This window comes from Paenibacillus sp. VMFN-D1, assembly GCF_003386155.1.
Classification (GTDB): Bacteria; Bacillota; Bacilli; order Paenibacillales; family Paenibacillaceae; genus Paenibacillus_AQ; species Paenibacillus_AQ favisporus.
In genome coordinates this window covers 2,870,256-2,891,826 of the sequence record NZ_QRDU01000001.1, presented here as the reverse complement: position 1 = coordinate 2,891,826, position 21,571 = coordinate 2,870,256, and the positions used below count along the sequence as shown (strand labels likewise).

Below are 21,571 nucleotides of genomic sequence, written 5' to 3'. Positions count from 1 at the left end.
GAGAATGGAAAAATTACGTTCAGTAGGCATCATCGGCACAGGCAAATATGTTCCTGAGAAAATATTAACCAACAGCGATCTGGAAAAGATGGTGGAGACGAACGACGAATGGATCGTCTCCCGCACCGGGATCCGCGAGCGGCATATCGCTTCTCCGGAACAAGCGACTTCGGACCTGTGTTATGAAGCGGCCCTGAAGGCGCTGGAGTCCGCCGGGATGTCGGCTGAAGAGCTGGACCTGATCGTTGTCGCAACCATCACCCCGGATACGTTCTTTCCGTCAACGGCCTGCATTCTGCAGGACAAGCTCGGCGCCAAGCAAGCCGCCGCGTTCGACCTGTCCGCTGCCTGCTCCGGCTTCGTCTACGGACTTGCGACGGCGAGCAATTTTATCAAGACCGGCATGTACAACAACGCTTTGGTCATCGGCGCCGACACGCTGTCGCGGATTACGGATTATACCGACCGCAACACCTGCGTGCTGTTCGGTGACGGCGCGGGAGCCGTCATCCTGGGCGAAGTTCCCGAAGGCCGGGGATTTCAGTCCTTTGACCTCGGAGCCGAAGGGGCCGGCGGTACGCTGCTGAAACTGGAAGCTGGCGGTTCCAGACTGCCGGCGTCCCAGGAGACGCTCGAAGGCAAGAAGCACTACATTTATATGAACGGGCGCGAAGTGTTCAAATTTGCGGTCCGTGTTATGAATACGGCAACGGAAGACGTCCTGCGCAAGGCCGGCAAAACGAAGGCCGATATCGACCTGTTCGTGCCGCACCAGGCGAACATCCGTATCATTCAGTCCGCCATGGAGCGCCTCGACCTTTCGCCGGATAAATGCGTCATCAACGTAGATAAGTACGCCAATACGTCGGCGGCTTCCATTCCACTCGCGCTGGTGGAAGCGGCAGAGGAAGGCCGGATGAAGGAAGGCGACTGCGTGCTGATGGTCGGCTTCGGCGGAGGATTGACCTGGGGCGCATCCGTGCTGATCTGGTAATCATATGATTCATCTTATGTGAATGATCAATCGATAGCTTACGAAGTGAATTGGCTTAGTCAAGCCATACAATAGAAGCTTTGCATCAAGAAGTATACGAGAGGAGCCTGAGCAATGGGGAAAGTTGCGTTTGTGTTTCCCGGACAAGGGGCCCAATCCGTCGGAATGGGTAAAGATTTCTATGATGCGGTTCCCGCTTCCCGCCGGATTTTCGAAAGTGCGGACGAGGTGTTGGGATTCCCGATGACGAATATGATTTTTGATGGTCCGGACAGTGAGCTGAAGAAGACCTTCAATACGCAGCCTGCGCTCCTGACGGCCAGCGTTGCGGCGTTCGAGGCGGTTCGCGAACAAGGCGTTACTCCTGACTTTGTCGCCGGACACAGCCTGGGCGAATACAGCGCCCTGGTGGCTTCCGGCGTGCTGAGATTTGAGGATGCGGTAGGAACGGTCCGGGCGCGCGGCGAATTTATGGAGCAGGCGGTTCCGGGCGGACAAGGGGCTATGGCCGCCGTGCTCGGTGCCGAACGTGAAGCACTGGCCGAGCTGTGCCGCAGCATCACGGCCGAAGGACGTCTTGTGGAGCTGGCCAACCTGAACTGCCCGGGGCAGATCGTCGTCTCCGGCTCGAAGGAGGGCGTCGCCCTTGTGGGCGAGCGCGTGAAAGAAGCCGGAGGCAAAAGAGCGATTCCGCTTGAGGTAAGCGGACCTTTCCATTCCTCGCTGATGAAATCGGCTGCCGAGAAGCTGGGCGGGAAGCTTCAGCCGCTTCACTTCGATGAACCGGCCATTCCCGTGATTGCGAACGTGACGGCCCGTCCGGCCGCATCTGCGGAAGAAATCCGCGGGTTGCTGGTGGAGCAGGTATACTCTCCCGTGCTGTGGGAGGATACGGTGACCTATCTCATCTCCCAAGGGGTGGATACGTTTGTCGAGATCGGTCCCGGAAACGTGCTGACCGGCTTGATCAAAAAGACGGATAAATCCGTCAAGCTGATTAACGTAAGCAGCCTGGACAGCCTGGAGACGCTCAAGGCCAGTCTTGAACAATGATTACGCAATAAACTTTGGGTATACTCTAGGAAAGGAGGAATGGGCATGTCTAAGCCTTTACAGGGACAGACAGCACTCGTTACCGGCGGCTCCCGCGGGATCGGCCGCAGCATCGCGCTTGCGCTGGCCGAAGCCGGGGCTAACGTAGCCGTCAACTATTCAGGCAGCGAAGCCGCCGCCAAGGAGGTTGCGGAGCAGATCCGTGCGCTTGGCGTGGAGGCGATCACCGTTCAAGGAAATGTCGGTAAAAGCGAACAGGCCGAGGATCTCGTTAAAGAGGTCGTTGCAGCGTGGGGCAAAATCGATATTTTGGTCAACAATGCGGGGATTACCCGGGATAACTTGCTGATGCGCATGAAAGAGGAAGAATTCGATCAGGTGATCGAAACGAATCTGAAGGGCGTGTTCAACTGCCTGAAAGCGGTCAGCCGTCCGATGATGAAGCAGCGCTACGGCCGGATCATCAACATTTCATCGGTCGTCGGCGTTCTGGGCAACACCGGGCAGGCCAATTACGTCGCCGCCAAAGCGGGGGTAATTGGCCTAACCAAATCGTCTGCGCGTGAGCTCGCCTCGCGTGGCATCACCGTTAACTGTGTCGCACCAGGTTTTATTGATACCGATATGACACGAGAGCTGCCTGAGGATCTCCGGGCGAAGATGCTGGAAGACATTCCGCTCGCCCGCCTCGGACAGCCTGAAGAAATTGCCAAAGTCGTGGTTTTCCTAGCGACGGAAGGGGCATCCTACATGACAGGGCAGACGCTTCATGTGGATGGCGGTATGTACATGTAATACCGGAAATCTAGGAAAAACAGCGAGATAACCGTTTTCATTGCCTCTATGGCATTTTGAAAACTTTTCTCGTATAATACCAAAGAGGAGGTGAACCGGATGTCCGATGTATTGGAGCGTGTAAAACGCATTGTCGTCGATCGCTTGGGTGCTGACGAAGCCGAGGTTACACTGGAAGCATCTTTTAAAGATGATCTTGGTGCTGATTCTCTCGACGTTGTTGAACTGGTGATGGAATTGGAAGATGAATTCGATCTGGAAATCTCTGATGAAGATGCAGAGAAAATTACGACCGTAGGTGAAGTTGTAAACTACATACAATCTCATACCTAAGTCATTTGATAAGTCCCGTACTGCTCTTACAGGCGGGACTTCTCCTCATTTTCCAAGTGAATCGGCTTTACAAATAGGATAATTGATTTTGCAGATGCTGTTTATATAGAGGTGAACTTATTGATGCACAGAGTGGTTGTTACCGGGATGGGTGTTGTTACGTCACTGGGCCACGATTTGGACACTTTCTGGAATAACCTGATGGAAGGCAAATCCGGTGTGTCTCAGATCGAATCCTTTGATGTCAGCGACTACCCAACACAGATTGCCGCTTCGGTGAAAGACTTTAATCCCGAGGCGTTTATGGACCGGAAGGATGCGCGCAAGATGGACCGATTTGTCCAGTTTGCCGTTGCCGCCGGCAAATCGGCCCTTGAGCACAGCGGGCTGGATATTCAGAAGCACTCCGATCCGAACCGGGTGGGCGTATCCATCGGTTCCGGCATCGGCGGCCTCGGAACATGGGAAGACCAGCATAACGTTTTGCTGGAGAAGGGACCGAAGCGGGTCAGCCCGTTCTTCATCCCGATGATGATTGCGAACATGGCCTCCGGCCAATTGTCGATCATGCTGGGCGCCAAAGGCCCGAACACGACGCCTGTGACGGCATGTGCGACCGGATCGCACGCTATCGGCGACTCGTACAAGCTGATCCAGCGCGGCGATGCCGACGTGATGATCTGCGGCGGAGCTGAAGCGACCATTCGGCCGACGGGAATGGCCGGCTTTTGCGCTATGCGCGCCATGTCCACCCGCAATGACGAACCGGAGAAAGCGAGCCGTCCGTTTGACACCGGCCGTGACGGATTCGTCATGGGTGAAGGTGCAGGGATTCTCGTTCTGGAATCGCTGGAGCACGCGCAAAAACGCGGGGCCAACATTATCGCCGAAGTGATCGGCTATGGGCTGAGCGGCGACGCTCACCACATGACCGAGCCCGATCCGGACGGACCGGCGCGCTGCATGTCTATGGCGATGCGCGATGCGGGCATTCAGCCGGAGGACGTGGACTACATCAACGCGCATGGCACGTCGACGCCGGTTGGAGACCGTTCCGAGACGATCGCGATCAAGAAAGCGCTGGGAGACCATGCATACAAGGTTGCGGTCAGCTCGACGAAATCGATGACGGGCCACCTGCTGGGAGCCGCTGGCGGCGTTGAAGCGGTCATTTGCGGCCTGTCGCTGCAGAACCAGATGCTGGCGCCAACCATTAACTTGGACAACCCGGATCCGGAATGCGATCTGGATTATGTTCCGAACGTTGCACGAAAGGCTGATTTGGACGTTGTCATGTCTAACTCTTTTGGATTCGGCGGCCACAACGCCACTGTAATCCTGAAGAAATTCGAGCAGTAAGGGGACGATTTGTTGAGTGGAGATCTGAAGCAGTTACAACAGAAACTTCAAATCCAATTTCACAATCGGCTGCTGTTGAAGCAGGCTTTTACCCACGCTTCCTACGTCAATGAGCACCGTTTCAGCCAGCAGCAGGATAACGAGCGCCTGGAATTTCTGGGCGACGCCGTGCTGGAGCTGACGGTTTCCGAGTATTTGTACAACCTGTTTCCGAATCGGCCCGAAGGAGAGCTGACCAAGCTGCGTGCGGCGATCGTCTGCGAACCGTCGCTGGTGAAATTTGCCGAGCAGCTGGAGTTCGGGCAGTACGTTCTGCTGGGAAAAGGTGAAGAGCTGACCGGCGGGAGAACCCGCCCGGCCCTGCTTGCGGATGTGTTTGAATCGTTTGTAGGAGCGCTGTACCTTGACCAAGGCCTGGAAGCGGCGCGGGCGTTTCTGGACCGCTACGTGTTCCCGCTGCTGGAAGAGGGCGGCAAAGTGCACATGAGCGATTTCAAGACAGAGCTGCAGGAGCTGACGCAGCACCATAACATGGGCGTTCTGGAGTACCGGATTGTGGAGGAACGCGGTCCGGCGCATGAACGCGAGTTTGTCTCCGAGGTGTATATGGGGAATGAGCGTGTGGGAAGAGGATCGGGCCGCTCGAAGAAAGAGGCGGAGCAGCAGGCTGCGGCCGAAGCGCTGAAGCAGCTGAAGCTGGCCGGTAACGGCTCCCTGTAAAGCATGGACAAACAAAGAGCAAAGAGCAGTCGCCTTTCGGATGGATGGCAGGAAGAGCCTTCAGACTGCTTTTTGCTCTTTATTCATTGGGAATATGCTTGTCCTCGCAAGCTGCAATGATGTGGTATTATTAGGTTTAGAGGTGATTGAGGGAATATGTTTTTAAAACGGATCGAATTAGCCGGTTTCAAATCGTTTGCCGACAAAACGGAAATGGAATTTGTCCGCGGGATTACGGCTGTCGTCGGTCCCAACGGCAGCGGCAAGAGCAACATTTCCGACGGCATCCGCTGGGTGCTCGGGGAACAGAGCGCCAAGTCGCTGCGCGGGGGCAAGATGGAGGATATTATCTTTGCGGGAAGCGATGCGCGCAAAGCCGTCAATTTCGGCGAGGTGTCGCTGACCCTGGATAATGAGGATCATGCCCTGTCCCTCGATTTCAACGAGGTGACTGTGACGCGCCGTGTGCACCGCAGCGGAGACAGCGAATATTTTATCAACAAGCAGTCCTGCCGCCTGAAGGACATCACAGAGCTGTTCATGGACACAGGCATCGGCAAAGAGGCATATTCCATTATCGGTCAGGGCCGGATTGAGGAGATTTTGAGCACCCGGTCCGAAGACCGCAGAGGTATTTTTGAAGAGGCATCGGGCATCGTTAAATATAAATCCCGCAAAAAGGACGCCGTCCGCAAGCTGGATGAGACCGAGCAGAATCTGGTTCGGATCCACGACCTGGTCGTTGAGCTGGAAGATCAGATCGGCCCGCTGAAGGAGCAGTCCGAGAAGGCGATCCACTATAAGCAGCTGCGGGAGCAGCTGAAGCATAAGGAAATTTCGCTCTACGTGTACCAGATCGAGCAGATTCATGCTGCCTGGAGCGAAGCGAACGCCAAGCTCGCCGTGCTGCAGGAAGAACAGCTTCAGCTGTCCACCGTCGTGTCGGCGCATGACGCCAAGCTCGAGAGCGACCGCGCCCAGCTCCGCAAGCTGGAGGAAGAAGTGGAGACGCTGCAGGGTGAGCTGCTTCAGTACAGCGAAGCTTATGAGAAAAGCGAAGGCTATGCAGAGGTGCTCCGCGAACGCAAGCGGAACCTGGAAGCGAACCGGGAGCAGCTGGCCGGGTCGCTGACGGCAGGGGACGAGAGATTCGAAGACCGCAAAGCGGAAATCGACCTGCTGAAGTCCAAGCTGGAAGCTTCGCGGGACGAGCTGAAGGCGCTTCGGGATCAGCTGTCGGCCGAAGAATCGAAGCTGGCCGGCGTGACTGGAGGCATCAGCCAGCAGCAGGAAGAAACGTTAAAGGGTACGCTGCTGGAGCTGATGAACCAGATGGCGCAGACCCGCAACGAGATCCGCTATGCGGACCAGCAGCAGGAGGCGCTCTCCCGCCGGATGAACCGCGCCGCGGAGGAAACCGGCAAGTGGGAAACTCAGAAGGAGGAGCTGCTGAAGCGCAAGCAGCAGCTGGATTCGGCCATCGAGAAGCTGGGCGGGGAAATCCGCGAGCTGCGCGGCGGGTACATAAGCGAGAGCGAGCGGTATCAGTCGCTGCAGCGGCTTCTGGACGAGAGCCAGGGCACGCTCCGCAAATGGGAGCAAAAGCGCGAAGCTCAGGTATCCCGCCGGGATACGATGAAAGAGATGGCCGATGATTTTGACGGCTTCATGCTGGGCGTCAAGGAAGTGCTGAAAGCTTCCCGGCGCTCCATTCTGTCCGGCGTGCACGGGGCTGTGGCCGAGCTGATCCGCGTGCCTGAGAAGCTGGAGCTGGCGATGGAAACCGCGCTCGGCGCATCCCTTCAGCATATCGTCATGGATAATGAAGCGGTCTCGCGCCAGGCGATCTCCTTCCTGAAGCAGCGGCAGCTCGGCCGCGCGACCTTCCTGCCGCTTGACGTCATCCGGCCCCGCAACATTTCGGGGGGTGACCGCTCGATGGTGGAAGGCGTGGAAGGCTTCGTCGGTATCGGGGCCGACCTGGTGCAGTTCGACGGCCGGTATGCACCGGTCGTCGGCAGCCTGCTCGGCAACGTTATCATCGCGGAAAGCCTGGAAGTGGCGAACCGGATTGCGGCCAGATGCCAATACCGCTACCGGGTCGTCACGCTGGAAGGCGACGTCGTCAATGCCGGCGGTTCGATGACAGGCGGCAGCCAGCATAAGAAGAACAGCAGCCTGCTTGGCCGCAAGCGCCAGCTGGACCAGCTCGATCAGGAGATCAACGATACGGAGGTTCAGCTGCGCAAGCTCCGCCAGAGCATTCAGGAGGTCAAGGTTCAGCTGACCGAAACACAGGCCAAGCTGGACGAGCTGCGCCAGTCCGGCGACGAGAAGCGCATCGAGGAGCAGCGCTTGTCCAGCGACCTGAAGCAGCTGGAGCATGAGCTGCGGCATGTGCTGGAGCAGGTGGAAGTGGCCGATCAGGAGAAGACCGGCTTTAACGAGGAGAACAAGGAGCTTGAGGAAGCCCGGGCGAATGCTGTCAAGAAGCTGGCCGAGCTGGAGGAAGAAGAAAAGGCGACGCATCAAGCCATCCAGGCTGCCGAATTTGCCCGCAAGGCGAGCGAATCGGCGAAGGAGGAGCTGCAGAGCCAGCTTACCCAGCTTAAAGTCAGGGAAGGCAAGCTGGATCAGGAATGCTTCTCCTTGGAAGAGCAGTTAAAACGAATGCAGAGCGAATTCAATTCGCATGATAAAGAGCTGCGCCAGACGAAGACGCTGCTCGCTTCGATCGAGGCAGATCTGGAGACGAACGCGAAGGAATCCATTCAGCAGATCGAAGATTTGAACCGGTACCGGCTCAAGAAGGAGCAGGCATCCGAGCAGCTGGACTTCAAGCGGGCGGCCCGGACGCAGCTGTCTAAGAAGCTGGAGCTGGAAGAGAGCGAAACGAAAGAGCAGCGGACGCGCCTCAAGGCCGTGGAGGATCAGCTGCGCCAGACCGAAATCGGCGTGAACCGGCTTGACGTGGAGCTGGAGAACATTCTGAAGAAGCTCAGCGACGATTACGAGCTGAGCTACGAGCTGGCCAAGCAGCGCTATCCGATTCCGGAGGACGTGCCTGCGGTCCAGACCGAGGTGCGCGAGCTCAAGCGGGGCATCACTGCGCTGGGCGATGTCAACCTTGGCGCGATCGAGGAATATCAGCGGGTCAACGAGCGGTACGAATTCCTGAATGAGCAGAAGCAGGACCTGGTTGAAGCGAAGACGACGCTCTATGAGGTCATCCGTGAGATGGATGAGGAAATGTCGAAGCGGTTCAAGCAGACCTTTGACGCCATCCGCCGCGAGTTCGGCACCGTCTTCGTGAAGCTGTTTGGCGGCGGCCGGGCGGATCTGGTGCTGCTGGATCCGGAGCATTTGCTCGAGACCGGCATCGACATCGTGGCCCAGCCCCCGGGCAAAAAGCTGCAGAACCTGCAGCTGCTCTCCGGCGGGGAAAGGGCGCTGACGGCGATGGCGCTGCTGTTTGCGATTTTGCAGGTCAAGCCGGTGCCGTTCTGCGTGCTGGACGAGGTCGAAGCCGCGCTCGACGAAGCGAACGTGACGCGGTTCGCGCAGTATCTCCGTGAGTTTTCCGAGCAGACCCAGTTTATCGTCGTGACCCACCGCAAGGGAACGATGGAAGAGGCCGACGTCCTGTACGGAGTTACGATGGAAGAGGGCGGCGTATCGAAGCTGGTGTCCGTGCGGCTGGAAGACGACGAAGCGGAAATTGCTTAAGCATATTCAACCTTAGAGATGGAGGAGACCTATGAGCTTTTTCAGAAAGCTGAGAGAGAGCATTTCAAGCAAGACCGAATCCGTGACGAAGCAGTTCCGGGACGGATTGGAAAAAACGCGCAAAGGATTCGTGGAACGGGTCACCGACCTGATGACGCGCCGCAAAAAGATCGACGAGGAGTTCTATGAGGAGCTCGAGGAAATTCTGATCGGCGCGGACGTGGGCGTGAACACGGTCATGGAGCTGATCGACGATCTTCGTGCCGAAGTGAAGAAACAGCGGATCGAAGACGCGGTGGAGCTGCAGCCGATCCTTTCGCAGAAATTGATGGAGCTGCTGCGCGGCGATGACGACAACGCGCTCCGGATGAACGAAGACGGCATTACCGTCATTCTGTTTGTTGGGGTCAACGGCGTCGGCAAGACGACGACCATCGGCAAGCTCGCTCACCGCTTCAAGCAGGAAGGCAAAAAGGTGCTTCTTGCCGCCGGCGATACTTTCCGTGCCGGGGCGATCGAGCAGCTCGAAGTGTGGGGCGAACGCGCAGGCGTAGAGGTCATCAAGCAGCATGCCGGCTCCGATCCGGCCGCAGTCATGTTTGACGCGGTTCAGGCTGCCAAGCAGCGCCAGGCAGATGTGCTGATCTGCGACACGGCGGGACGCCTGCAGAACAAAACGAACCTGATGGAGGAGCTGAACAAAATTTTCCGCGTCATTCAGCGGGAAATTCCGGGTGCTCCGCATGAAGTGCTGATGGTGCTTGACGCAACGACGGGACAGAACGCCCTCAGCCAGGCCAAGCTGTTCGGGGAGAAGAGCGGGGTCACCGGCCTTGTTCTGACGAAGCTTGACGGTACGGCGAAGGGCGGCATCGTCGTGGCGATCCGCCAGGAACTCAACCTTCCAGTGAAACTCGTGGGCCTTGGTGAGAAAATGGAGGATTTGCAGCCGTTTGATTCCCAGCAGTTTGTACATGCCCTGTTCGCCGGACTGATCCAGGAGCAGGAGGCGGAAGGCGCAGCGCAGGATGAAACGCAGCACTGATCTGTATTGCGCGGATGTACGCCTAACAATAGAACGTAAAAAAAGAAGGATGGCATGCAGCCACCCTTCTTTTTTTGCCTTGGGCCGAGCAAAATGCCTTCAGCCTTGCCGCATTTTTAATCCGTCAGCACTCTGACAAACTCGACCGACCGGAGCGGCACGATGGCCACATCCCCCGGTGGGCCGTACATAACCGGCGGCACCTTCAGCATCAATGAAGCGTCGTTAACCGAGATGAGCGTGCCGGTGATCATGTCGCCGGGCGTCATGACTTCGACTTCCGAGCCTGTGAAGCCGCGAACCAATTCTTTGAAATCCATGGTCGTTCTCCTTTCGAATGGTATTGATTGTCATAGGTTACTGAACCGAAGTAATCCGGCTGAACGGAATGATCAGCAGGTCGCCGCCGCTCTCGCGGAGTTCGACGGCGTCTTCGGCTACCGTCAGCACGACGCCCTGCAGGGTAGCGCTGGCCGTATCCACCCGGACCTCGCTGCCGATCTTGCCTGCAAAGTAGGCATGCAGCTCGGGATTGTCCGTGATGCCCGTCATGACTTCTTCTTCCAGTCTCGCAACGCGGTCCGCCAGCGACTCCAATTCTTCGATCCGTCGGGCCAGCCGTCTGATTTCCTCCTTAAGCTCCTTCCATTCCCACAAGTGCTCATTCAGTTTTGTTTCAATCTGACGCACGTCATCCTTCACATGATGCAGCTCATGGCTCAGATGCAGAATCTGATCATGCAGCTGTCGGATCCGGATTTTCCAATGCTTATGATTCCAAAAAAACGTCATGGCTCCCATTCTCCTCCTTTAATTCATTGGCAGTTGCTTTCCCGAAAGAGACTATGATCGGTAAGACTCGATTTCTTCCTTCAGCCGACGCAGCTGATGCAGGCTTTCACGCTCCGCGCGGCGGATCGCCTTTTCCTGCAGTTTTATTTCTTTGGGACTTTCCTCCAGAAACGCGTCGACCCTGTTTTGCAGATCTTCATAAGGCAGCTTGTAATCGCAGTAGTATTTTTTCATCCCGAACGCATCCAGCAGGCTCTCAACCTTGCGCATCTGGCTCAGGGCGAATACCGGTTTCCCGGCGCGCAGGGCGACCAGGGCGGGGTGGAGCTTGTAGGTGATCAAATAATCGACCGACTGGATATAGCTGTACGTCAGATCTAATTCCATCAGCATAGGCAGCGTTTCAGCGGATGCCCCCGGGAGGGCCTCCTTGATCCGGTTGAGCATTTGCTGGCAGACCGTTAGGTCGGAGTAAATATTAGTGGGGTGGTTGATCACGGGGATAAACACAAGGTGGTAACCCTGCCGGATCAGGTGGAGCGACAGCTGGAGCATATGTTCAAACGGGAACGAAGGGTAAGCAAACAGGCACAGGCCGATGGTCGGCCGGCTGGAGAATCGTTTGACTGGGTAGTCAGGCTGCCTGTACGCAAATACGATATCGTGGGCCTGCTGAACATGCTGATGGAATCCGGCTCTTTGGGCGATATCGGCCGAACGGCTGTCCCGGAATACGGCCATTTGCGCCGTGCGGATATAATTCCTGTATTTCGCAACCTGGTCCGCAGGCCAGCTGGATTCCGGGTAGTTGTCCACGATGCCTACGCCGTACAGCCATTTGGGGTGGTTCTTGAGCACATCCGGAAAATAATAAGGGTTAAACGAATACGGCGTGATCAAGTCCCCGCCCCCGATAATGACGTGGTCGGTTTGCGCCGGATCGAGACGGCTGGTCCACGGGTACACCACATGGCCTTCGAATACCTGCTGCAGCGTTCTCAGAAAAAGATCGTCACCGAAGTTGCCCATGCCGTAATAACCGCACACTCCAATGTTCAACGATAAACGCCTCCTTTCATTAAGACTTCGGCTCGCTCTTGCGCCGCAGCGTGTCCATAATGACCTGGTGCGCGGCTTCGCCCCGGTCTTCCCAACGGTTGCTCCGCGCATATTCGATCCGAGCCATCCGCTGTTCACGGGAGTCGGGCTCTTCCAGCATCCGGCCCAGCTTGGCGATAAAATCGTCGTGTGTGGTCGCCGTCGTGACATGGGGTTCCATGCGGATGCATTCCGGAAGCGCCGTCGACAGTACAGGCACACCTGATGCCATATATTCATAAGCTTTTACAGGATTGGTTGCCAGGGTAATGGGGTGATACTGAAAAGGGATTAACGCGACGTCGATATGCTGAAGATATTTTTTGAGCTCGGTGTGAGGCTTCTCGCCCAGCACATGAACATTCGGAAGCTTCGCATAGTCGGGGATATCGCCGTAGGCTGCACCGATGGACACGAAATGCACGTCCGTATAGTGCGACGCCATTTTCGCGAACAGATCGTGATCAAGCCAGTAGGCCCAGGCGCCGATATAGGCGGCGACTTTCCCCTGCGGCAGGTCATGAGGGCGCTGGGACGGGACGGGATCGAAGAAGGAAGCATCAGCTCCGTTCGGGATCAGCGTTACCGGTTTATCAGGATAGGCCAGCTCCAGGCGCATCCGGATGGATTCGGCTGTGCAGACCAAATGGTCGGAAGCATCCACCATCTTGACTTCATATTTGGCCCAGTGCGGAAACTCATCACAGCAATCATAAATGATGGCATCCGGACGGTAGAGGGAAGTCAGACGTGTGCGCTGTTTGGCCCAGGTGGTCCAGCCCACGACCGCATGGTCTTCGCGAAGCTTCTTCAGCTTCTTCATAAATGCGTGATGGTCGGTGAACAAAAACACGTTCGGCTCCACTTCTATGAATTCACGGTCCAGCGGCGCCAGGTTTTCAAAGAATACGAGGTGGCCCCTGGCCCCAAGCTGAGTCATGAGCTGCTGCGGCCGCTGCTTCATGTACTTCCAGTTCATCGTTTTCGGATAAATAATGATTGCCATAGTTTACATACCTCCTTTCAACCAGCCGCTTACAATATATGCTTTGATAGCTTTATAGAATTGGATGAAAGGACCAATTACAGCCGAAATGGGGAAAGAGCCCGGCCGACACGGATAGCATGTCAGTCCATCATGAGCCCCGCCATGGGATAAGCCCAGGGAAAGTGGAAATGCGGGCGGCTTGGAGGTTATAATGGTGAAAATAAAAGGATTGATGAAAGGGTTGTTTATGGCTAATACACACACTTACACCCGGAAGGAAGAAGTGGCGAACGCCATTACCCACGGCATCGGGGCACTGCTCAGCGTTGCCGCATTGGTGCTGCTGATCGTATTTTCCACCATGAAGGGGACGGCATGGCATATCGCCAGCTTTTCGATCTACGGGACGACGATGCTGATTTTGTACATCAACTCCACATTGGTACACAGCTTTAAGGAGGGCAGGGTCAAGGATCTGTTCGAAATTTTTGACCATTCCTCGATTTATTTGTTCATTGCGGGCTCGTATACGCCGTTTATGCTGGTTGCGATCCGGGGACCGCTGGGGTGGTCGCTGTTCGCTACCGTATGGGGGATTGCACTGCTCGGCTGCGTGTTCAAGGCATTTTTTACGAAGCGATTTCTGTTTATGTCCACGATTTTCTACATTATTATGGGGTGGATGGTCGTGGTTGCCTGGGGGCCGCTGACGGCTGCCGTGGCTTCGGGAGGCATCTGGCTGCTGGCTGCCGGCGGGATCCTGTACACGCTCGGCACCATTTTTTACGTGTGGAGGGGCTTTCCGTATCACCATGCGATCTGGCATTTGTTCGTGCTGGGCGGGAGCGTGATGCATTTCTTTGCGGTGCTGATCTATCTGCTTCCTTGGTCGTAAAGATAGAAACAAGAAACTTTTCAAGATGACAAGGATATTTGCTTGACATCTTTCTTTGTTTTCTGTATGATAAGGAACGTTAAAGAACTGTAAAGTGTTTTTCCTTGACGAAGGGAGTGTCCCTCAGTGAGTCAGGAGAATCGGCTCGAGAAGACGAATCGAATCAACCTTTTGTTTGATTTCTATGAACAGCTGCTGACAGAGAAGCAGCAGACGTTCCTTAAATATTACTTTCATGACGATTTCTCCCTCGGGGAGATTGCAGCCGAGTTCGACATCAGCCGTCAGGCCGTCTATGAGCATATCAAGCGGGCTGAACAGGTGCTGGACATGTATGAAGAGAAGCTGGGACTGCTGCAGAAGCATGAGCAGCGCAGCCATGAACTTGAGCGGCTGCAGAGCTTTACGGAGTCCAGCAGCATGTCTGAATCCGATAAAACGAGAATATATCAAATCATAAATCAATTGCAGCAATTGGAATAAAGCGTTAGAAGGAGGTGGCGGTTCATGGCATTTGAAGGATTGACGAGCCGGCTGCAGAACGTATTCAGCAAGCTGCGCGGCAAAGGCAAGGTGTCCGAGGATGACGTTAACGAAGCGATGCGCGAGGTGCGTCTTGCGCTCCTGGAAGCTGACGTTAACTTTAAGGTCGTCAAGGATTTCGTCGCCAAGGTGAAAGAGAAGGCTGTCGGTACCGAAGTGATGGAGAGCTTCACGCCGGGCATGGTCATCATCGACATCGTTAATAAAGAACTGACCGAGCTGATGGGCGGGAGCCAGGCGAAGCTGGCAAAGGCGAACAAGCCTCCGACCGTCATTATGATGGTAGGTTTGCAAGGGGCCGGTAAGACGACGACATCAGGCAAGCTGGCGAAGCTGCTGCAGAAGCAGAACCACCGTCCGCTGATGGCGGCGGGCGATATTTACCGCCCTGCGGCGATCAAGCAGCTTCAGGTGCTGGGTGACCAGATCGGCGTACCGGTATTTACACTCGGCGACAAGACAAGCCCGGTGGAAATCGCGAAGCAGGCTTATCAGCATGCCAAGGATAACGGGAACGATTATCTGATCATCGATACGGCGGGCCGCCTGCATATCGATGAAGAGCTGATGGAAGAGCTGCGCCAAATCCACAGCGAGGTGAAGCCGGACGAGGTGCTACTGGTTGTGGATGCGATGACAGGCCAGGATGCCGTCAACGTCGCGGATCACTTCAACAAGCAGCTAGATCTGACGGGCGTCGTGCTGACCAAGCTCGACGGCGATACCCGCGGCGGTGCCGCGCTGTCTGTTAAGGCCGTAACCGGCTGTCCGATCAAGTTTGCGGCGCTCGGCGAGAAGATCGATGCGCTGGAGCCGTTCCATCCGGAGCGGATGGCTTCCCGGATCCTCGGTATGGGCGACATGCTCTCGCTGATCGAGAAAGCCCAGTCGAATATCGACACGGAGAAAGCCAAGGAAATGGAACGTAAAATGCGCAACGCTGAGTTTACGTTCGACGATTTCCTGGAGCAGATGGAGCAGGTGAAGAAGCTTGGCCCGATCGACCAGATCATGGACATGATCCCGGGGATGGGCAAGCTGAAGCAGACCAAGGATCTGAAGGTCGACGAGAAGCAGATGGGCCGCATTGAGGCGATCGTCTTTTCGATGACGAAGGCAGAGAAACAGAATCCGGATATCATCAACCACAACCGCCGCAAGCGGATTGCGACCGGCAGCGGCACATCGCTCGCCGAGGTCAACCGGCTGATCAAGCAGTTTGACGAGATGCGCCGGATGATGAAGCAGTTCTCGGATATGATGGGTCCGAAGGGTCCGAAGGGCAAGGCTTTAAAGCAGCTGAAAGGATTGGCCGGCAAAGGCGGCATGAAGTTTCCTTTCCGTTAATCACTGCATTTCTATATAGACAGCTTCCCTCCGCCAAGGCGGGAGGCTGTCCCCACACTTATTTTGTTGAAGGAGGTGAATTTCGTGGCAGTACGTATTCGTCTGAAACGCATGGGTGCTCATAAAGCTCCTTTCTACCGTATCGTGGTATCGGATTCCCGTTCCCCACGTGACGGCCGTTTTATCGAAGAAATCGGTTACTACAATCCGGTCAACCAACCGGCTGACGTAAGAATCGATGAAGATAAAGCACTGGCGTGGCTGCAAAACGGTGCGCAAGCATCCGACACAGTCCGCAACCTGCTGAGCAAAGCAGGCGTGCTTAAAAAGTTCCATGAGCTCAAGCAGCAGAAATAATGACTGATCGTGAGGGTTATCTATGGAAGAATTAGTTGGTGTTATTGCTAAGGCTTTGGTGGATCATCCTGAAGAGGTGGCTGTGAAGACGGTAGAGAAGGATCACCTGATTGTCTATGAGCTAACCGTACATCCCGAGGATGTAGGAAAGGTCATCGGCAAGCAGGGCCGGATCGCCAAGGCGCTTCGAACAGTCGTAACTTCTGCAGCAGTCAAAATGGATAAACGCGTGACCGTGGATATCATATCTTAAAGATATACGAAAGGGGGTTAGGATGCATGTCCTAGCCCTTTTTCGTACATGCTGAAGATTATATAATAGATCCGTGCAATACAAGCGCGCCGATGCGCCGGCGCCACGAAGCTAGGAGGAGAACATGCCGGAAACACTTTATAAGGTTGGCAAAATCGTCAACACCCATGGCATCAAGGGAGAAATCAAAGTGTTGTCGTACACGGATTTTCCCGAGGTCCGTTTCGCCAAGGGGAGCGAGCTCATGATCGTTCCGGAGGACGGGGGCAAGCCGGTCGACGTGACCGTCCATTCTTCCCGCCTTCATAAAAATATGTACATCATCAAATTGGACGGCTACGACAATATTAATGATGTAGAGAAATTTAAGGGCAGCATGCTGAAAGTCGGCAAGGAACATCTCGTGGAGCTGCCGGAAGACGAGTATTACTTCCATGAAATTATCGGCTGCACCGTCGTGACCGATGAAGACAAGGAGCTTGGGGTCGTGACGGAAATTTTGACACCCGGTGCGAACGACGTATGGGTAGTCCAGCCTAAGGGCGGCAAGAGCATCCTCATTCCCGTCATTGATGATGTCGTCCTTGACGTAGATATTCCGAACCAAAAAATACTCGTTCATATTATGGAAGGACTGCTGGACTAATGAGAGTGGATGTGCTGACCCTGTTCCCGGAAATGCTGGATGGGGTTTTCCGGACAAGCATTCTCGGCAAGGCCCAGGAGAAAGGAATCATCTCGCTTCATACCGTCAATTTCCGGGATTACTCCGGGAATAAGCACGGTACGGTTGACGATACGCCTTATGGCGGAGGCGGGGGGATGGTTCTGAAGCCGGAGCCGATCTTTGCGGCTGTCGAGGATCTGCTGGAGAAAGCGGGACATCAGGCCAAGCCAAGAGTCATCCTGATGTGTCCGCAGGGGGAAACCTTTTCCCAGAAAAAAGCGGAGGAACTCGCGAAGGAAGAGCATTTGATTTTCATTTGCGGCCACTACGAGGGATACGATGAGCGGATTCGTGAGCACCTCATCACCGATGAGCTGTCGATCGGCGACTACGTCCTGACCGGAGGCGAGCTTCCGGCGGCGGTCGTGATCGATGCGGTCTCCCGGCTGCTGCCCGGCGTGCTGGGCAACGAAACGTCGGCCGTGACCGACTCCTTTAGCACCGGGCTGCTGGAGTACCCGCACTATACCCGCCCGGTGGAGTTCCGGGGCTGGAAAGTGCCGGACATGCTGCTGAGCGGCCACCACGCGAACATCGAGGCTTGGCGCCGGGAGCAGGCGCTGAAGCGGACGCTGGAGCGGCGGCCGGACCTGCTGGATGAGGTGGAGCTGACCGACCGGGACCGCAAGACACTGGAAAAGCTCCGCAGGCTGAAAGATACCGATCGCGGACTTGAATAACCGAGCTGTAAACCACGGCCCCTGGGTTCTGCTAGGGAGTGGTTTTTTAGCGTCAGATGCGTTAGTCTGGATATAAGGTTGTCTGAATGTTGAGCATCAAGAACACGAGCACCAAAGAAAATTTTGAACATGACAGGAGGATATTATGGATTATAAAGCATATTTTCAAACCCATCGCGATCAGCATCTGAACGAACTGAAGGAATGGTTGTCCATTCCGAGCATTTCCGCATTGTCCGAGCATAAGCCGGATGTTAAGCGAGCGGCAGAATGGCTGGCGGAGACACTCCAAAAGGCCGGCCTTGAAAACGTGAAAATCCACGAAACAAACGGCCACCCGATCGTCTACGCGGACCATCTGCATGCACCGGGACAGCCGACGGTTCTCGTCTATGGGCACTATGACGTGCAGCCGGTAGACCCGCTGAACTTGTGGGATACCCCGCCATTCGAGCCGGCCGAACGCGACGGCAAGCTGTACGCCAGAGGGGCAACGGACGATAAGGGGCAGATCTTTTTACATATTAAGGCGGTGGAAGCGATTCTTCAGCAGGAGAAGCAGCTTCCGGTCAACATCAAGTTTTGCGTGGAGGGCGAGGAGGAAGTCGGAAGCCCGAACCTTCCGAAGTTCCTGGAGGCTCAGCAGGAGCTGCTGAAGGCCGATGCGGTCCTGATCTCGGATACGTCCCTGCTGGAAAAAGGAAAACCGGCGATCTGCACCGGTCTTCGCGGTCTGTGCTCACTGGAAGTTCATGTCCAAACGGCCAATACAGATCTGCACTCCGGCAGCTACGGCGGCGGCGTGCCGAATGCGCTGCATGCGATGGTCAGCCTGCTCGATTCCCTGCATGATGCGAAGGGCCGCGTGACTGTGGAAGGCTTCTACGAAGGCGTTCCGGAGCTTACGGAGGCGGATCATGCCGAGTTTGCGAAGCAGTCCGGAGACGAGAACAAGCTGAAGCGCGACCTTGGCCTTGACGAGCTGTACGGGGAAGAGGGATACACGTTCGCTGAAAGAACGGGCGCCCGCCCGACCCTTGAGCTGAACGGCGTCTACGGCGGATTCCAGGGCGAAGGCAGCAAAACGGTCATCCCGAAGGAAGCCCATGCGAAGATTACATGCCGTCTGGTGGGACATCAGGATCCGCAGGACATCTTGAACAAAATCGAAAAGCATATCTACAGCCACGTCCCGACGGGCGCCAAAGCAACCGTCGTCCAGTTCGAGAAGGGCAATGCATTTACGATCGATCCGTCCACACCGATTCTGCAAAAGGCGGCGGAAGCCTACGAGGAAGTATACGGCACGCGTCCCGTATTTACGAGAGACGGGGGCTCCATCCCGATCGTGGAGACGTTCTCCCGTGTACTGGCCGCTCCGGTCGTATGCATGGGCTTTGGCCTTCCGGATGAAAACCTGCATGCGCCTAACGAGCACTTTAACCTGGAAAACTTCGATCTTGGCCTGCTGACCATCGTCGATTTTCTGAAAAGAGTGTAACGACTTCCTGAATAAGGAGTCCTGAAAAGGATCATTAATGAATGAAATCGCCGGATCGAGAGCTGTCAGCTCGGATCCGGCGATTTTTATATTAGCCTTCAATAAGGAATGGTCTGGATCGAACCGTATGCTGATAAATTCCATGGTAATCCCAAATCACTATGGGACAGGGGAACCTAATTATTCTCTATTGAAATTTTATAACACAATAAATATAATCATTATGTAATAATATTTTATAATGAGACGTATGAGTCTTTTTGCTACAATCCTTATCCCGCTTGAAGAGCAGCAGCTAAAGACGGGTCGAGCTGGCATGAAATATCCCGATGGACAACATTTTTTGCAGAACTCGTTTGCACGTACGATCCACTGTAGAAGGAGGAGTTATTTTGAAGATCATTCCGATGGATGCCGAATGGCTTGATGCGATGTGTTACCTTTGGAACGGGGAACTGGGCGGCCATTTTCCGATGCGCAGGGAACTGATGAAGCAAAATACTTTTGAAGATGTGAACGTGTATGTCCCCGCTTCCGGGCTGGCCGTTGACGGGGAGGGCCGTCTGCTTGGGTTCGTGATCGCCAAGAAGTGGCAGGAGCCGGAGCGCGAAATGCAGCTGGGTGACGGCGGCGGATGGATACAAGCCATCGTCGTCCGCCGCGATGCTCAGGGTCAGGGCATAGGGTCAGGTCTGCTCAGTCATGCCGAGAGCGCATTGCGCAAAGCCGGAGCGGTATCGGTCAGCATCGGGCGTGACCCGTGGCACTATTTTCCGGGGGTGCCGCTCGCACTGCCGGAGGTTAAGTCATGGTTCGCGCGCCGCGGGTACGAATACCTGTACGAGGTGTTCGACCTGGTGAACGAAACCTCGGACGATGGTCTAGAGCGGCCCGAGTATCGGGATGGTGCCTTCGCCCGCCTGCTTGTTCCGGGAGACCGCGAAGAGATGCTCCGTTTCTTCAAGCGGTGCTTTCCGGGACGCTGGTATTACGAGGCGCAGTGCTATTGGAAACGGGGAGGGCAGGGACGGGAATTCGTCGGCTTGTTCCTGGGAGACGAAATGATCGGCTTTTGCCGCGTGAACGACGGCGAGTCCCCGCTGATTGCCCAGAATACATACTGGGCGCCTCTATTCAGTGAACCTCTTGGCGGTATCGGGCCGCTCGGCGTGGACGACCGGTTCCGCGGAAAAGGCTACGGGCTGGCAATCGTTCAGGACGGGGTCGCGGAGCTGACGGCCAGAGGCGTGAAGCACCTGGTGATTGATTGGACGGAATATGTGGATTTTTATGCCAAACTTGGTTTTCGGACATGGAAAGGATATAATATCGGCAAAAAAGCACTGGTGTAGCTTCGAGAAGGAGGATGATGCATGAATCCGGCAAAAGCAATTTGGCGGTTCTTTTTTCCCAAGGAGCGGATCCTGATCTTCACATCTTTCGACGCAGACAGCTATGCAAGGGCCAAGTCCAGACTGCTGAGCGGAGGGATCCGCCACCGCTCGCGCATCGTGAGCCAGACGACCGGCCGGGGTGCCTTTACCGGCCGGGGGATGACGCAGTACGACTTGTACGTGGCCCAGGAGGATGAACATGCCGCAAGGCAGCTCTTGTAGCCCCAACGGATGGCCAGAGCTGCGAAGAAGCGGTAACTTCCATCTTCGCAGCTTGGAGCCAGATAGCCCCCGGCACAGTGGCCGGGGGCTATCTGGCGCTGCAAGCGCATGGGCAGCTATTCGTCCAGCTTGGCAATCGTGGTAAATACGTCGTACAGCTTCTGATCCGGGTGTTGGCGCTCGGTGTGCTTTCCCACAAACTCGGTAATTTGGTCAAAAAATGCTTTGGCTTCCTCTTCCGTCAAATAAACCTCGGAATGGGACAGGTTCCCGGCAGGCTCCTCCTGGTTCTGGGCCTTCAGAAACTTACGCTTGCTCTCCTCATACAAATCCTCCAGCAGCTTTTGCGTTTCGGAACGGAAGATTTTCTGGGCCGCCTCATCAATGTCCTTGCTGCGCTTAATCCGTACGGATCCTTTGAAGGCTTGATAATATTTGGCCGTGATTCCGTTGATTTGCTTGGTGTGCACGAGGACAATTAATCCGATGCTCTCCAGCTTTTTGGCGTGATAGTAGACCTTGGCCGGAACCTCGCCGAGTTTGTCAGCGATATCTTTGATCGTCATTGGCTGGTCGGCCTTCTGAAAGCAGCTTAATATTTTCAAACGGTATGGATCGGAATAAATCCGGATCTCCTCGATCGTGCTCAGTTCTTTGGTCTCCAATGTTGTGCACCTCTACATTTCCCGTATCTTGTTTTCCGGATCGTTTATCCCCATTATAAGCCGAGATGGCTTCCGAGCACAAAA

23 protein-coding genes are annotated in these 21,571 nt (G+C 55.4%); 18 read left to right on the top strand and 5 right to left on the bottom strand.

Going from position 1 to position 21,571, the window contains the following annotated elements; translation table 11 throughout:
• The first annotated feature begins 4 nt into the window (after positions 1 to 4).
• The 8 genes from C7820_RS13280 to ftsY all read left to right on the top strand — a co-directional run bounded on the left by C7820_RS13280 (position 5) and on the right by ftsY (position 10,025).
• Complete coding sequence (locus C7820_RS13280; protein WP_144025357.1) at positions 5 to 994, top strand: beta-ketoacyl-ACP synthase III; 990 nt, start codon at positions 5 to 7, stop codon at positions 992 to 994.
• A gap of 114 nt (positions 995 to 1,108) precedes the next feature.
• Positions 1,109 to 2,047, top strand: a complete 939-nt coding sequence (fabD, locus tag C7820_RS13275) for an ACP S-malonyltransferase (RefSeq protein ID WP_116231278.1) — start codon at positions 1,109 to 1,111, stop codon at positions 2,045 to 2,047.
• 45 nt (positions 2,048 to 2,092) lie between these two features.
• Positions 2,093 to 2,842 carry a 3-oxoacyl-[acyl-carrier-protein] reductase gene (gene fabG, locus C7820_RS13270; RefSeq protein WP_116231277.1) on the top strand — a complete coding sequence of 250 codons (750 nt, stop codon included), beginning with the start codon at positions 2,093 to 2,095 and terminating at the stop codon, positions 2,840 to 2,842.
• Positions 2,843 to 2,941: 99 nt separating this feature from the next.
• Positions 2,942 to 3,175, top strand: a complete 234-nt coding sequence (acpP, locus tag C7820_RS13265; RefSeq protein ID WP_019638123.1) for an acyl carrier protein — start codon at positions 2,942 to 2,944, stop codon at positions 3,173 to 3,175.
• Between the two features lie 120 nt (positions 3,176 to 3,295).
• Positions 3,296 to 4,534, top strand: coding sequence for a beta-ketoacyl-ACP synthase II (gene fabF / locus C7820_RS13260; protein WP_116231276.1), 1,239 nt, complete (start codon positions 3,296 to 3,298; stop codon positions 4,532 to 4,534).
• A gap of 12 nt (positions 4,535 to 4,546) precedes the next feature.
• Positions 4,547 to 5,254 carry a ribonuclease III gene (rnc, locus tag C7820_RS13255; protein WP_076168242.1) on the top strand — a complete coding sequence of 236 codons (708 nt, stop codon included), beginning with the start codon at positions 4,547 to 4,549 and terminating at the stop codon, positions 5,252 to 5,254.
• A 156-nt stretch (positions 5,255 to 5,410) separates the two neighbouring features.
• A complete protein-coding gene (smc, locus tag C7820_RS13250) occupies positions 5,411 to 8,980 on the top strand; it encodes a chromosome segregation protein SMC (RefSeq protein ID WP_116231275.1) in 3,570 nt (1,189 codons plus the stop codon).
• Between the two features lie 31 nt (positions 8,981 to 9,011).
• Positions 9,012 to 10,025 carry a signal recognition particle-docking protein FtsY gene (ftsY, locus tag C7820_RS13245; RefSeq protein ID WP_116231274.1) on the top strand — a complete coding sequence of 338 codons (1,014 nt, stop codon included), beginning with the start codon at positions 9,012 to 9,014 and terminating at the stop codon, positions 10,023 to 10,025.
• A 116-nt stretch (positions 10,026 to 10,141) separates the two neighbouring features.
• Here the strand turns inward: ftsY and C7820_RS13240 are convergent, their stop codons facing one another.
• The 4 genes from C7820_RS13240 to C7820_RS13225 are packed head-to-tail and all read right to left on the bottom strand — an operon-like array spanning position 10,142 to position 12,921.
• The gene (locus C7820_RS13240) at positions 10,142 to 10,345 is read right to left on the bottom strand and encodes a hypothetical protein (RefSeq protein ID WP_116231273.1); all 204 of its coding nucleotides are present in this window, start codon (positions 10,343 to 10,345) and stop codon (positions 10,142 to 10,144) included.
• A 37-nt stretch (positions 10,346 to 10,382) separates the two neighbouring features.
• Positions 10,383 to 10,817 (bottom strand): hypothetical protein, encoded by a 435-nt coding sequence (locus C7820_RS13235; RefSeq protein WP_244867304.1) that lies wholly within the window; start codon positions 10,815 to 10,817, stop codon positions 10,383 to 10,385.
• A 51-nt stretch (positions 10,818 to 10,868) separates the two neighbouring features.
• On the bottom strand, positions 10,869 to 11,876 hold the full coding sequence (locus C7820_RS13230) for a polysaccharide pyruvyl transferase family protein (RefSeq protein ID WP_116231272.1): 1,008 nt from the start codon (positions 11,874 to 11,876) through the stop codon (positions 10,869 to 10,871).
• A 19-nt stretch (positions 11,877 to 11,895) separates the two neighbouring features.
• Positions 11,896 to 12,921, bottom strand: a complete 1,026-nt coding sequence (locus tag C7820_RS13225) for a glycosyltransferase (protein ID WP_116231271.1) — start codon at positions 12,919 to 12,921, stop codon at positions 11,896 to 11,898.
• A gap of 229 nt (positions 12,922 to 13,150) precedes the next feature.
• Here C7820_RS13225 and trhA point away from each other — a divergent pair, with 229 nt between their 5' ends.
• From trhA to C7820_RS13175, 10 genes are all read left to right on the top strand, one after another.
• Positions 13,151 to 13,798 carry a PAQR family membrane homeostasis protein TrhA gene (gene trhA / locus C7820_RS13220; RefSeq protein WP_116231771.1) on the top strand — a complete coding sequence of 216 codons (648 nt, stop codon included), beginning with the start codon at positions 13,151 to 13,153 and terminating at the stop codon, positions 13,796 to 13,798.
• Positions 13,799 to 13,924: 126 nt separating this feature from the next.
• Complete coding sequence (locus C7820_RS13215; RefSeq protein ID WP_116231270.1) at positions 13,925 to 14,281, top strand: putative DNA-binding protein; 357 nt, start codon at positions 13,925 to 13,927, stop codon at positions 14,279 to 14,281.
• 24 nt (positions 14,282 to 14,305) lie between these two features.
• The gene (gene ffh / locus C7820_RS13210; protein ID WP_116231269.1) at positions 14,306 to 15,688 is read left to right on the top strand and encodes a signal recognition particle protein; all 1,383 of its coding nucleotides are present in this window, start codon (positions 14,306 to 14,308) and stop codon (positions 15,686 to 15,688) included.
• Between the two features lie 84 nt (positions 15,689 to 15,772).
• Entirely contained in the window at positions 15,773 to 16,045 is a 273-nt protein-coding gene (gene rpsP, locus C7820_RS13205) for a 30S ribosomal protein S16 (protein ID WP_076168226.1), read from the top strand.
• 22 nt (positions 16,046 to 16,067) lie between these two features.
• A complete protein-coding gene (locus C7820_RS13200; protein WP_076168224.1) occupies positions 16,068 to 16,298 on the top strand; it encodes a KH domain-containing protein in 231 nt (76 codons plus the stop codon).
• Between the two features lie 124 nt (positions 16,299 to 16,422).
• The gene (gene rimM, locus C7820_RS13195; RefSeq protein WP_116231268.1) at positions 16,423 to 16,944 is read left to right on the top strand and encodes a ribosome maturation factor RimM; all 522 of its coding nucleotides are present in this window, start codon (positions 16,423 to 16,425) and stop codon (positions 16,942 to 16,944) included.
• Positions 16,944 to 17,705, top strand: a complete 762-nt coding sequence (gene trmD / locus C7820_RS13190) for a tRNA (guanosine(37)-N1)-methyltransferase TrmD (RefSeq protein ID WP_116231267.1) — start codon at positions 16,944 to 16,946, stop codon at positions 17,703 to 17,705. Before rimM ends, trmD begins: the two co-directional genes overlap by 1 nt.
• Before the next feature lie 145 nt (positions 17,706 to 17,850).
• Entirely contained in the window at positions 17,851 to 19,206 is a 1,356-nt protein-coding gene (locus C7820_RS13185) for a dipeptidase (protein WP_116231266.1), read from the top strand.
• 392 nt (positions 19,207 to 19,598) lie between these two features.
• A complete protein-coding gene (locus tag C7820_RS13180; RefSeq protein WP_116231265.1) occupies positions 19,599 to 20,558 on the top strand; it encodes a GNAT family N-acetyltransferase in 960 nt (319 codons plus the stop codon).
• A gap of 21 nt (positions 20,559 to 20,579) precedes the next feature.
• Positions 20,580 to 20,822 carry a hypothetical protein gene (locus tag C7820_RS13175; protein WP_116231264.1) on the top strand — a complete coding sequence of 81 codons (243 nt, stop codon included), beginning with the start codon at positions 20,580 to 20,582 and terminating at the stop codon, positions 20,820 to 20,822.
• Positions 20,823 to 20,938: 116 nt separating this feature from the next.
• On the opposite strand, the gene C7820_RS13170 is transcribed toward C7820_RS13175, so the two are convergent.
• Entirely contained in the window at positions 20,939 to 21,487 is a 549-nt protein-coding gene (locus C7820_RS13170; RefSeq protein ID WP_116231263.1) for a helix-turn-helix domain-containing protein, read from the bottom strand.
• Positions 21,488 to 21,571: the final 84 nt, after the last annotated feature.

What these genes read in the sequence shown, in the direction of transcription:
- acpP (WP_019638123.1), top strand. Translation starts at nt 2,942, where the DNA reads ATGTCCGATGTATTGGAGCGTGTAAAACGCATTGTCGTCGATCGCTTG.
- trmD (WP_116231267.1), top strand. Translation starts at nt 16,944, where the DNA reads ATGAGAGTGGATGTGCTGACCCTGTTCCCGGAAATGCTGGATGGGGTT.
- C7820_RS13225 (WP_116231271.1), bottom strand. Translation starts at nt 12,921, where the DNA reads ATGGCAATCATTATTTATCCGAAAACGATGAACTGGAAGTACATGAAG.
- fabD (WP_116231278.1), top strand. Translation starts at nt 1,109, where the DNA reads ATGGGGAAAGTTGCGTTTGTGTTTCCCGGACAAGGGGCCCAATCCGTC.
- ftsY (WP_116231274.1), top strand. Translation starts at nt 9,012, where the DNA reads ATGAGCTTTTTCAGAAAGCTGAGAGAGAGCATTTCAAGCAAGACCGAA.
- C7820_RS13235 (WP_244867304.1), bottom strand. Translation starts at nt 10,817, where the DNA reads ATGACGTTTTTTTGGAATCATAAGCATTGGAAAATCCGGATCCGACAG.
- smc (WP_116231275.1), top strand. Translation starts at nt 5,411, where the DNA reads ATGTTTTTAAAACGGATCGAATTAGCCGGTTTCAAATCGTTTGCCGAC.
- trhA (WP_116231771.1), top strand. Translation starts at nt 13,151, where the DNA reads ATGGCTAATACACACACTTACACCCGGAAGGAAGAAGTGGCGAACGCC.
- C7820_RS13175 (WP_116231264.1), top strand. Translation starts at nt 20,580, where the DNA reads ATGAATCCGGCAAAAGCAATTTGGCGGTTCTTTTTTCCCAAGGAGCGG.
- C7820_RS13200 (WP_076168224.1), top strand. Translation starts at nt 16,068, where the DNA reads ATGGAAGAATTAGTTGGTGTTATTGCTAAGGCTTTGGTGGATCATCCT.
- C7820_RS13240 (WP_116231273.1), bottom strand. Translation starts at nt 10,345, where the DNA reads ATGGATTTCAAAGAATTGGTTCGCGGCTTCACAGGCTCGGAAGTCGAA.
- C7820_RS13185 (WP_116231266.1), top strand. Translation starts at nt 17,851, where the DNA reads ATGGATTATAAAGCATATTTTCAAACCCATCGCGATCAGCATCTGAAC.
- C7820_RS13280 (WP_144025357.1), top strand. Translation starts at nt 5, where the DNA reads ATGGAAAAATTACGTTCAGTAGGCATCATCGGCACAGGCAAATATGTT.
- ffh (WP_116231269.1), top strand. Translation starts at nt 14,306, where the DNA reads ATGGCATTTGAAGGATTGACGAGCCGGCTGCAGAACGTATTCAGCAAG.
- fabG (WP_116231277.1), top strand. Translation starts at nt 2,093, where the DNA reads ATGTCTAAGCCTTTACAGGGACAGACAGCACTCGTTACCGGCGGCTCC.
- rimM (WP_116231268.1), top strand. Translation starts at nt 16,423, where the DNA reads ATGCCGGAAACACTTTATAAGGTTGGCAAAATCGTCAACACCCATGGC.